Raw genomic sequence first — 11,261 nt, 5'->3', positions numbered from 1 at the left:
AGCGGGGGAGGGAGAAAAGCGGGGCGGCGTGGGGCGGAGGGACGGCGCGTCGCGCGCTGCGCGCCCCCACCCCGGCCCTCCCCCGCGAAGCGGGGAGGGAGCAAAGCGAGGCGGCGCGGGTCGGAGGGAAGGGGCGTCGCACGCGTTGCGCGGCCCCCACCCCGGCCCTCCCCCGCGAAGCGGGGGAGGGAGAAAAGCGGGGCGGCGTTCGGGTTGGGGGAAGGCGCGGCAGGTGAGGGAGTGAGACGCGCGCGTTGCGCGCCCCCACCCCGGCCCTCCCCCGCGGAGCGGGGGAGGGAGCAAGGCGGGGCGGCGGGTGCCGGGGAGGTAGGCAGGACGCGGGCGCGGGGTCAGACATCTCGGGTGGTCCATTCGCCGTCGACCAGGCGCGGCAGGGTGCCGGTGGGGTTCCTGTCCTGCAGCGCGGGCGGCAGGCGCTGCGGGCGGACGTTGTCGTAGCTGTGCAGCGCGGCGAAGCGCAGCAGCGCCGCAGGCATGCCGACGGCGGTGAAGCCGGGGTGGCCGGTGGCCGGATACGGGCCGCCATGGTTCATCGCCGCGCTGACCGCGACGCCGGTCGGCATCTTGTCGTTGATCAGGCGGCCGACGCGGGTGCGCAGGATCGGTTCGAGCGCGTCGTGCGCGGCGTCATCGGCGCCGCCGGTGTCGCTGTAGATCGAACCGGTGAGGTTGCCTTCCATCGCCTGGGCGATGCGCTGCAGCTGCTCCGGCGAATCCGCCACCACCACCAGGCAGACCGGGCCGAACGCCTCCGACTGCAGTGCGTGCGGGTCGGCGAGAAAGCGTTCGCCTGACACCTGCAGCAGGGTCGGCTGGAAGGCGTGGGCGGTCGCGTCCGCGGGGATCTCGCCGCCGGCCAGCAGCTCGGCGCCGGCGTCGCGCAGGCCCGTTACGGCGTCTGCGACCGCCTGCGGGGCCTGCGGGGTGAGCAGCACGCCGGGCGCGGCGGCAGTGGTGAGCTTTTGAAGCTCGGCAACGAAAGCATCGGCATGTTCGTCACGGGCGATCACCGCGATGCCCGGCTTGGTGCAGAACTGGCCGGCGCCCATCGCGCAGGAGGCCTGCAGCTCGGCGGCGATGGCGGCGCCGCGCTCGCGCAGCGCGCCGGGCAGCACGAACACCGGGTTGACGCTGGACATCTCCAGGTAGATCGGTTTGCCGGCGCGGTCGGCAGCGGCCTTGAGCGCCATGCCGCCCGGCCGGCTGCCGGTGAACGCGACCGCGGCCAGCGCCGGGTCGGCGACCAGCCGCAGACCGGTCTCCGGTTCGACGTGGAAGAACATCTGCACCGCGCCGGCGGGCAGGCCGGCGGCTTCGGCCGCTTCGTGCGCGGCCTCGGCCAGCAGCGCCGAGGTGCGGGGATGCGCCGGGTGCGCCTTGGCGATCACCGGGTTGCCGGCGGCGATGGCCGCGGCGAAGTCGCCGCCGGCGATGCCGTTGAACGCGAACGGGAAGTTGTTCGGGCCGATCACCAGCACCGGGCCGCCGAGCGGGCCGAGCTGGGAACGGATGTTGGCCTTGGTGTCGATGGTCGGGCGGCGCCAGCCGCCGTCGCGCGCGGCCTGCGCGGCCTGGCGCAGCTGGCCGGTGGCGCGCGGCAGTTCGACATTGCGCAGGCGGGGCTCGACCGGCAGGCCGGTCTCCTGGTGCGCGGCCGCGACCAGCGCGTCGGCGCGCGCTTCGATGGCGGCGGCGTATCCATCGAGGAACTCGGCGAGTTTCGCACCGGGCAGCCGCGCCATGGCGGCGGCGGCGCGCTTGCCGGCGGCCAGCATCGCTTCCAGGTCAGACCAGCCGGAGACCGGGTAGCGCCGCTCGGCGAGCGCCTGTTTCGTGGAAGGATCGTAGGCGTGGAAGTTGCCGGTCGGCGCGCTGGCCTGGGCCCAGCGGCCGTCGACGAGGATGGGATGCGGGGGAGTGTTGGCATTCATTGCACGGGGTTCTCCAGCAGAAGGCCGCCGATGTCGATGCGCACGACATCGCCGGACCGCAGGGTGAAGTCTTCGCCCGGCACGATCCCGGTGCCGGTGAAGAGGAAAGCGCCCTGCGGGAACTGCAGGTCGCGGAACAGGTACCCGGCCAGCTCCTCGAGCCGGCGCTTGATCTGCGAGGTGCGCGTCTCCCCCGCGAACACCGGGGCGCCGCCGCGCAGGATCTCCAGCGCGACCGGCAGGTCGCGCAGCGCGTCCGCCGCGCACAGGCGGATGCCGGGGCCGAGCGCGCAGGCGCCGTCATAGACCTTGGCCTGCGGCAGGTACAGCGGGTTCTCGCCCTCGATGCTGCGCGAGGAGACGTCGTTGCCGGTGGTGCAGCCGACGATGCTGCCGGCCGCGTCCAGCACCAGCACCAGCTCCGGCTCGGGCACGTTCCAGGCGCTGTCCGGGCGCACCCGGATCGGCTGGCCGTGGCCTTTCGCGCGCCAGCCGTTGGCCTTGAAGAACAGTTCCGGGCGCTCGGCCGAATACACCTTCTGGTAGACGTCGCTGCTCTGCGATTCGGCCTCGCGCGCCATGCGGCTGCTGAGGTAGGTCACGCCGCTGGCCCAGATTTCCTGGGTGTCCTCGACCGGGGGGAGCAGCGGGGCGGTGGCGGATGGCTCGCGGGTGTCGCGACTTCCGTCGCTCCCACATTGGCCCGGCGGGTCGCGACTGTCGTCGCGCCCACTTGGGGCCGGAGGGTCGCGCTGCAGCGTCGCCAGTCGCGCCTGCAGGTCGGGCTGCGGCGACGCCAGCCACGCGGACAGGCTGAAATCGCGGGACAGCCAGGCGCCGTCGAGCGCCCAGCGCGGGCCGTCGTCGGTGGCGTGGCGCGTCAGGGTCGGGTGCATCGGGACGTCTCCATGTGGGTGGCGATCGACCTCACGGCTGCGGCACACCAGCGGGATCCACGGTGGCGAGGTCGGTCTCGGATCCGGGTTCGGACCGCTTCGATCCGAGCCGCTTCGCTCCGGGCCGCTTCTATCGAAGCCACCTCGATTCGAGCTGCTCCGATGCGGGCTGCTCCGATGCGGACTGCTCCGATGCGGACTGCTCCGATGCGGGCCGCGTCGATCGGGACCGCTTCGATTCCGGCTGCTCGGATACGGGCGCGCACGACGCTCACAGCAGCAGCATTCCGGCGAGCCACACCAGGGTGCCGGACAGCAGCGCCATCAGGCAGGAGCCGGCGGTGAGCAGTCGGTAGCCCTGGCCCGGGGTCATGCCGCTCATCTGGGTGACCACCCAGAAGAAGCTGTCGTTGGCGTGCGAGGCGAAGAACCCGCCCGAGCCGATCGCCACCACCGCCAGCGCGCGGCCGAGTTCGGAATCCAGGCCGAGCGCGGGCAGCAGCGGCGCGATGATGCCGGCGGTGGTGATGATGGCGACGGTGGCCGAGCCCTGCGCCGCGCGCACCACCGCGCAGATCGCGAACGGCAGCCACAGCCCCAGGCCCCAGGACGCCATCGCCTCGCCGAACGCCTGCGCGAAACCGGAGTTGAGCAGCACCCGGCCGAACGCGCCGCCGGCGCCGGTCACCAGGATGATCACCGCGGCGGAGAGGATCGCCTCCCCCACCCAGCCGGTCTGCGCGAACATGCGCCGCTCCAGCTTCGCCGGCAGCGCGAACGCGAGCAGCATGCCGGCCAGCAGCGCGATCACCGGGTCGCCAGCGAACAGCAGCGCCGCGGCCAGTGCGCCATCGCCGAACGGCTGCGCCGGCAGCCGCGCCACCGAGCCGAGCATGATCAGCGCCAGCGGCAGGAAGATCGGCAGCAGCGCGCGGGTCGCCGACGGCGCGGTGGCGAGGCGCTGGGCGATCTCGGTTTCGCTGGTCTCCGGCGCGGGATCGATCCGCAGCCGGCTGGCCACGCGCGTGGCCCACAGCCACGAGAACGCCAGCACCACCAGGCTGACCGGCGCGGCGATCGCGATCACCAGGCCGAGATCGGCGGCCAGCGCCGCGGCGGCGGCGATCGGCCCCGGGGTCGGCGGCAGCAGCGTGTGCGTCACCATCAGGCCGAGCGCGAGCGCGATCGAGGTGGTCGCCAGCGACAGGCCGGCGCGCTGGGTGAGCGCGCGGTTGAGCGACTGCAGGATCACGAAGCCCGAGTCGGCGAACACCGGGATCGAGGTGACGTAGCCGATCACCGACATCGAGGCCGGCACGCGGCGGCGGCCGATGCGGGCGAGGATCGCCTCGGCGATGGCGTAGGCGCCGCCGGAGCGCTCCAGGAACACGCCGATGATGGTGCCGGCGATGATGATGATGCCGACGTTGCCGATGGTGGCGCCGAAGCCGTCGCGCAGCGACGTCGACACCTCCGGCAGCGGCATGCCGCTGCCGACGCCGAACAGCAGTCCGGCCGCCAGCAGCGCCAGGAACGGATGCAGCTGGAAGCGCGTGGTGGCGACGACGATGAACACCACCGCGAGCGCCAGCAGGAGCAGGGACAACATCATCGGCGGGACTCCGTGGGCGTCATGCCGGTGAAGGAAGCACCGCGGACTCGTGGAGCGCCCTGGCGTGCCGGATCGAGGCCGCCGCGCATCGAATCCGTCTCTTCGAGGCTCCGGGGGACGCGTCGTGGAGTCGGCGGCATGGGTCGATGCGCTCGCCGGCACGAGGCCCAGGGCACGCGTACCGTGCACCGAGGGCAGCGCTGCGCTCCGCGCTCACCCTCCGGGCGCGGTGATCGACGAGCACGGCCATCGCTGGATTCATCGGCCGGCGCCCTGCATGGCGCGCTCGAGTGCGCCTGCGACCGCAGCGGGGCTGGCGTTTCCCAGCGCGGCATACGCGGCAGCCAATGCCTCGACGAAGCGGGCATCGCCCGACAGCGGCGCGAACACCGCATCGATCGCGAGGAAGGCGTCGATGTCGCGGTGCGCGTGGCCGCTGGCGGCGGCAGCGGTGCTCGTCAGCACGGCAGCCAGAGGATCGACCAGCGCCACCCCGACCTGCGCCTGGCGGACGACGTAGCGCAGCCAGCCTGCCACCGGCAGGCACAGCCGCTCGATCGGCCGGGCCGCGGCAAGCGCGTCGGCGATCGTGCCCAGCAGGCGCACCGGGATCTTCTGCGAGCCGTCCCAGGCGATCTGCGCGAGCAGGTGGCGGATGGCCGGATTGCGGAAGCGCGCCAGGATGGCGTCGATGTAGGCGTCGGCGTCGAAGCCCGCCGGGACGGCCACGGTGGGGGCGATATCCACGCGCATCAGCGTTTCGACGAAGGGGGCCAGGGTGGGCTGGCGCATCGCGTCTGCAACCGTTGCCAGGTGCATGAGCGCGCCCAGGTAGGCCAGCGCCGAATGCGGTGCGTTGAGCAGGCGCAGCTTGGCGCGGTCATGGCCGGCGATGTCGTCGCTGAGGGTCACGCCCGCCCGCTCCAGCGGCGGCCGGCCGTTGCAGAAGCGATCCTCGACCACCCACTGCGTGTACGGCTCGCGCTGCACCGGCCAGGCGTCGGTGCAACCCAGCTGCGCGGCGACGCGTTCGCGCAGGGCGTCGTCGGTGGCCGGGGTGATGCTGTCGACCATCGAGCGCGGGAATGCGACCTCCGATTCGATCCAGCGCGCCAGTTCGGGATCGATGCGCTGCGCGTATTGCAGCGCGGCGCGCCGGAGCCGGCCGCCGTTGTCGGCGAGGTTGTCGCAGCTCAGTACGGTATACGGCGCCACACCCCGCGCGCGGCGCTGGCGCAGCCCGGCGACCACCAGGCCGATGGCGCTGGCGGGCGCATCGGGCGCGGCCAGGTCGTGGACGATATCGGGGTGGTCGAAGTCGAGCCCGTCGGCGCCGAGGCAGTAGCCCTTCTCGGTCACCGTGAGGGTCACCAGGCGGACCTGCGCGCTGGCCAGCCGCGCCAGCACCGCGTCGCGCTCGTCGCGCGCGCACAGCAGCTCGCCGATTGCGCCGATCACGCGCAGCGTCTCCTGCTCGCCGATCCGCACCAGCGTGTACAGCCCGTCCTGCGGCCGCAGCGCATCGCGCACGTCGCTGCTGCGCAGCGAGACGGCGCTGATCGCCCAGTCCGGCGCTTCGGCGAGCAGGTCGTCGATGTAGACCGCCTGGTGCGCGCGGTGGAACGCGCCCGCACCAAGGTGGACGATGCCGATGCGGGTGCCGGCGCGGTCGTACGTCGGCCGCACGATCGCCGGCGGCAGCGCATCGAGCGTCGTGTTGCAAAGGCGGGCGCCGGGCACGGTCATGATCGCCTCGTCCGGCCCGCGGCACATTGCCCACCCGCGATGCCGGCGGTGCGACGCCCGGCACGCATATCGCTGGCGCGAGACCCGGCCCATCGTGGGAGCGTGCCGTGCACGCGAAAGCCGGCGCGGCGCGCTGGGCCTGCGGTCGCATTCGAGCCAGCCGAAGCCGGCCGCCGCCGCGGGTGCGCAGCCCCGCCCGGACTTCGCGGCCATGGGCCCCGTCTACGGAGAGACATCGAAACGGGCACGGGTGCGGATGTCGGCGCTGGAGGCGCCGATCTCGACCTCGTAGGCGCCGGGGTCGACCGCGTAGTCGCCGGCCGCCTCGTCGTAGTGGCGCAAATCGCGGGCCGGTTCGACGGTGAACGCGACGGTGCGGGTTGCGCCCGGCTGCAGGGCGATGCGTTGGAAGCCGCGGAGCTCGCGGCGGGCGCGTTCGCGCTGCGGATCCACGGCGCGCAGGTACAGCTGCACCACTTCCTCGCCGGCACGCGCGCCGACGTTGGTGACGTCGACCTGTACGGTCAGCGCATCTTCCGGGCCGAGCACGACCGGATCCGCGCCCGCCTCGGCGTTGCCGCCGGCAGTCGCCGGCGCCGGCGCCGACGCGCGATCGCCGTCACGCCCGCTGCTGGCACCGGGGCCGTCGCCACCGGCCAGGCGCAGGTCGCCGTAGGCGAAGCGGGTGTAGGACAGCCCGTGCCCGAACGGGTACAGCGGCTCGCCGTCGAAATACCGGTAGGTGCGGCCGGCCATGGCGTAGTCGTCGAACGCGGGCAGCTGCTCGTCGGCGCTGTAGAAGGTCACCGGCAGGCGGCCGGCCGGATTGGCATCGCCGAACAGCACGTCGGCCACCGCGCTGCCGCCGCGCTGGCCGGGGTACCAGGCCACCAGCACCGCCGGCAGGTTGGCCTGGGTCCAGTCGATGGCCAGCGCCGAGCCGGTGGTGAGCACCAGCACCACCGGCTTGCCGGTGGCGTGCAGCGCCTCCAGCAGCTTGCGCTGCGGTGCGGGCAGGCGCAGGTCGGTGCGGTCGCCGCCGGCGAAGCCGGGGTAGCTGACCTCCATCTCCTCGCCCTCGACGTCGCCGGTCAGGCCGCCGACGAACACCACCACTTCGGCGTCGCGCGCGGCCGCCATCGCCTCCTCGAACGGCGGCTTGGCGCCCGGCATGCGCCAGGCCAGGCGCACGCCGGCGTCGCGCTCGGCCTCGTAGTACTCCAGGCGCAGGTCGTAGGCGCGGCCGGCTTCCAGCTCCAGCTCGACGCTGTCGCCGGTCAGGCGCTCGGCATCGTCCCAGCGCTCGAGCACCGGCGCGTCGTCCAGGAACAGGCGGAAGCCGTCGTTGGCGGCGACGTGCAGCTCGTAGCGCCCGCTCTCCGGCGGCAGCAGCTGGCCGCTCCAGCGCACGCTGAAGTCCTCGCCGGCCAGCGCCTGCGCCGGGGCGATCTCGCCGCGCGCTGCCAGGTCGTCGGTGGGCGCGCCGCGGTCCCAGCGGAAGCCGACCTGGGCATCGACGCGGGTCAGCACCGGCTCGCCTTCCAGCGCGCGGCCGCGGAAGTACTCGCCGCGCAGGCCGCGTTCGTTCGAGTCCGTCGACGGGCGCAGGTGGCGCGGCTCGATCAGCGGCGCCGCGGCCGGATCGTCGCGGCCCTCGACCAGGTCGGCGCCGCGGGCGTGGACCACCTCGGCGTCCGGCAGCGCCGCGCGGATGCCTTCCAGCACCGTGACCGGCGCGGCCGGTGTGCCGTAGTAGTTGCCGAGCAGCGACATGGTGTCGTCGGCGGTGGGGCCGATCACCGCCACCCGGCGCAGGTCCTTCGACAGCGGCAGCAGGCCCTCGTTCTTCAGCAGCACGATGGACGCCTGCGCGGCGCGGCGCGCGAGCGCGTCGTGCGCGGGCGACTGGTTGGTGGCGTACGGAATCGCCGCCCACGGCACCAGCTCCGGCGGATCGAACATCCCCAGGCGGAAGCGCGCCGCCATCAGCGTGGTGAGCGCGGCGTCGAGCTCGGCCTCGTCGATCAACCCCTCGCGCACCGCCACCGGCAGCGCCTTGGCGTAGCTGTGGCCGCAGTTGAGTTCGGTGCCGTGCTTCACCGCCAGCGCCGAGGCCTCTTCCACGGTGGCGACGATCTTGTGGTTCTTCCAGATGTCCTCGACCGCCCAGCAGTCGGACATCACGTAGCCGTCGAAGCCCCAGTCGCGGCGCAGGATGTCGCGCAGCAGAAACCGGCTGGCGCTGGCCGACTCGCCATAGACGCGGTTGTAGGCACCCATCACCGCGGCCACGTCGCCCTCCTGCACCAGCGCCTGGAACGCCGGCAGGTAGGTCTCGTAGAGGTCGCGCTTCGACGGATGCACGTCGAAGTGGTGGCGGTCGGCCTCGGGGCCGCTGTGCACGGCGAAGTGCTTGGCGGTGGCGTCGAGCTTGCGGTACGGGGTGTCGATGCCGGCATCGCCGGGGCCGTCGCCCTGCAGCCCGCGCACGAAGGTCACCCCCATGCGCGCGGTGAGGAACGGGTCCTCGCCGTAGGTCTCCTGGCCGCGGCCCCAGCGCGGGTCGCGGAAGATGTTGATGTTGGGCGACCAGAACGTCAGCCCCTGGTAGCGGCCGCGCTGGCCGCGGGCGGCGAACTCGTGGTGCTTGGCGCGGGCCTCGTCGCCGATGGCGTGGGCGATCTCGGCCATCAGTTCGGTGTCGAAGGTGGCCGCCAGGCCGATCGCCTGCGGGAACACGGTGGCGCCGCCGGCGCGGGCCACGCCGTGCAGCGCCTCGTTCCACCAGTCGTAGGCCGGCACGCCCAGGCGCTCGATGGCCGGGGTGTCGTGCTGCATCTGCGCGGCCTTCTCTTCCAGGGTCATGCGCGCGACCAGCTCCGCGGCGCGCTCCTCGAAGCTGCGCTCCGGATCCAGCCAGGGCGCGTTCGCCTCCGCATCGCCGGCCTGCGGTTCCGGATCGGCGGCCCAGGCGGTGGCACAGCCGAGGGTGAAGACCAGGGCGAGCAGCGCGAGGCCGTTGCCCTTTGCACCGCGGCGCCGAAGTCCGGCGTGTTCGCAATCGGCCAGGCGCTTCGGGAGTGCGGCGCATGGCGAGCCCGACGCAGCACGCGCCTGTCGGAAGAGCCTGGAACGGGTCGATGGAGTGCGCATGGGGGAGTTCCTCATCTGTCCGGCGCGAGCCGGGCGTGCGGCCCGACGGTGGCGCCGACGAAGCCGCCGGCGGTCTCGGTGCTGAGCACGGTGCCGTCCTGGTCGCGCGCCAGCCATTGCCAGCCGTCGCCGGCGTCGAAGGCGAAGCCGTAGGTGCCGGCGTCGCCGGTGATGCGCAGCGACACCGTTGCCGTGGGGGCCGCTGCGGCAGCGTCGTGCGCTGCGGCCCGGTTGCGGTCGTCTGTCGCTGCGGCGCCGTTCGCGGAGGGCGGCAGCGCGGCGGTGGCGACGAGCTCGCGCCCGTCGCCGGCGCTGCGCTCCAGGAATACCTCGGCCTCGGCCGCGTTCGCGCCGCGGCGCACGCCGAGGAAGTACCAGTAGCGCTCGTTCTGGAACGCGGCCAGCCCGGCTTCGGTGCCCGGCTCCGCTGGCAGGCGCAGCGCGGTGCTGGCCTCGAACGCGAGGTGCTGCTGGCGACGGGCCAGGTATGCCGGGTTGCGCAGCGTGTCCAGGCCCTCGGCCAGCGGCTGGATCGCCAGCCAGCCGGGCTGCGCCTGCAGATCGGCCCAGTCCTGCTTCGGTACGCGGACGAAGCGCCAGGCGCCGTCGAGCGCCGGGCCGTCGAACTCGTCGCGCCAGCTGAAGTTGCCGGTCATCGGCGCCTGGTCGGCAGCGCCGTCCATCCATGATGGCGCCGGCGCCACGTAGGGAATGGTCCGGCCGGGTTCGAGGATCACCGGCCAGCCGTCGCGCCATTGCACCGGCAGCAGAAAGGTCTCGCGGCCGGTGTTGTAGTGCGCGCGGTCGTAGTTGCGGCTGGCGAGGAAGGTGGCCCACCAGCTGCCGTCCGGCCCTTGCACCAGGTCGGCGTGGCCGGCGTTGGTGACCGGGTCGGCGCGGTCGTCGGGCAGGTCGCGCTGGGTGAGGATGGGATTGCGGTCGTAGGGTTCGTACGGCCCCCACACGTCCCGGCTGCGCAGGATCACCTGCGAATGCTGCGGGCCGGTGCCGCCCTCGGCGCAGTTGAGGTAGTACCAGCCGTCGCGACGGTAGAGGTGCGGGCCTTCGATCCAGATCGGGTTGGTGGACGGGTCGACGCCGCCGTCGACCAGCAACCGGCGCGGGCCGGTCGGCTGCATCGCGTCGAGGTCGAATGCCTGCAGCCACACCGCGCGGTGGCCGTCGTAGCGCGGCTCGCCTTCGGGCGGGCCGTTGTTGAGCAGGTAGACGCGGCCGTCGCGGTCGAAGAACAGTGAGGGATCGATGCCGTCGATGCCGGGCAGCCACACCGGATCCGACCAGGGGCCGGCCGGATCGGTGGCGGTGACGACGAAGTTGCCGCCGCTGTCGACCGCGGTGGTGACCAGGTAGAAGGTGCCGTCGTGGAATTCGATCGCCGGTGCGAACACGCCGCGCGAGACGCCGAGGCCGTCGAAGTCGAGCATGTCCGGCCGGTCGACGACGTGGCCGATCTGTTCCCAGTGCACCAGGTCGGCGCTTTCGAACACCGGGATGCCTGGGTAGTAGGCGAAGCTGGAGTTGACCAGGTAGTAGCGGTCGCCGGCGCGGGTGATGCTGGGGTCCGGGTGGAAGCCGGCCAGCACCGGATTGCGGTAGTGGCCATCGGGGAGCGGGGTCTCGAACACCGCGTCGCGGCCGCTGTACTCGAACCAGTCGAACAGCACCGGCTGCCGGGCCTGGGCGCACAGCGGCAGCAGCAGCGCGGCGATGAGGAGGGCGCGGGCCGCTGCGATGCGGCGGGCTGCCCTCATCCGCCCCTGCGGGGCACCTTCTCCCGCAAGCGGGAGAAGGGAAGTGCAGCGCCGCGGTGCCTCTGCTCCCTCACAGTGCTGCACCGCTCCTGCTTCCTCACGGTGCGGCGGCGCTGCTGCTGTTCCCTCA

Annotated in this window: 6 protein-coding genes; all 6 read right to left on the bottom strand. The window is 73.2% G+C overall.

Annotated elements, in window-relative coordinates; all coding sequences use genetic code 11:
• Nucleotides 1–350 precede the first annotated feature (350 nt).
• The 6 genes from H0E84_RS01845 to H0E84_RS01820 all read right to left on the bottom strand — a co-directional run bounded on the left by H0E84_RS01845 (nt 351) and on the right by H0E84_RS01820 (nt 11,131).
• A complete protein-coding gene (locus tag H0E84_RS01845) occupies nt 351–1,952 on the bottom strand; it encodes an aldehyde dehydrogenase family protein (protein WP_180676919.1) in 1,602 nt (533 codons plus the stop codon).
• Nucleotides 1,949–2,848, bottom strand: coding sequence for a fumarylacetoacetate hydrolase family protein (locus H0E84_RS01840; protein WP_180676918.1), 900 nt, complete (start codon nt 2,846–2,848; stop codon nt 1,949–1,951). The genes H0E84_RS01845 and H0E84_RS01840 overlap by 4 nt, the downstream gene beginning before the upstream one ends.
• A gap of 271 nt (nt 2,849–3,119) precedes the next feature.
• Nucleotides 3,120–4,460 carry a GntP family permease gene (locus H0E84_RS01835; protein WP_180676917.1) on the bottom strand — a complete coding sequence of 447 codons (1,341 nt, stop codon included), beginning with the start codon at nt 4,458–4,460 and terminating at the stop codon, nt 3,120–3,122.
• A gap of 258 nt (nt 4,461–4,718) precedes the next feature.
• Nucleotides 4,719–6,200 (bottom strand): mannitol dehydrogenase family protein, encoded by a 1,482-nt coding sequence (locus tag H0E84_RS01830; protein WP_425600447.1) that lies wholly within the window; start codon nt 6,198–6,200, stop codon nt 4,719–4,721.
• A 228-nt stretch (nt 6,201–6,428) separates the two neighbouring features.
• A complete protein-coding gene (locus H0E84_RS01825; protein ID WP_180676915.1) occupies nt 6,429–9,359 on the bottom strand; it encodes a glycoside hydrolase family 3 protein in 2,931 nt (976 codons plus the stop codon).
• Between the two features lie 11 nt (nt 9,360–9,370).
• Nucleotides 9,371–11,131 (bottom strand): glycoside hydrolase family 43 protein, encoded by a 1,761-nt coding sequence (locus H0E84_RS01820; RefSeq protein ID WP_180676914.1) that lies wholly within the window; start codon nt 11,129–11,131, stop codon nt 9,371–9,373.
• Nucleotides 11,132–11,261 lie beyond the last annotated feature (130 nt).

Origin of the sequence: Luteimonas salinisoli (assembly GCF_013425525.1) — a bacterium.
In the GTDB taxonomy this organism is placed as follows: Bacteria; Pseudomonadota; Gammaproteobacteria; order Xanthomonadales; family Xanthomonadaceae; genus Luteimonas; species Luteimonas salinisoli.
This window is presented reverse-complemented; position numbering and strand designations above follow the sequence as displayed.

Coding starts and splice junctions, on each gene's coding strand:
- H0E84_RS01835 (WP_180676917.1), bottom strand. CDS start 4,460: ATGATGTTGTCCCTGCTCCTGCTGGCGCTCGCGGTGGTGTTCATCGTC.
- H0E84_RS01845 (WP_180676919.1), bottom strand. CDS start 1,952: ATGAATGCCAACACTCCCCCGCATCCCATCCTCGTCGACGGCCGCTGG.
- H0E84_RS01825 (WP_180676915.1), bottom strand. CDS start 9,359: ATGCGCACTCCATCGACCCGTTCCAGGCTCTTCCGACAGGCGCGTGCT.
- H0E84_RS01820 (WP_180676914.1), bottom strand. CDS start 11,131: ATGAGGGCAGCCCGCCGCATCGCAGCGGCCCGCGCCCTCCTCATCGCC.
- H0E84_RS01840 (WP_180676918.1), bottom strand. CDS start 2,848: ATGCACCCGACCCTGACGCGCCACGCCACCGACGACGGCCCGCGCTGG.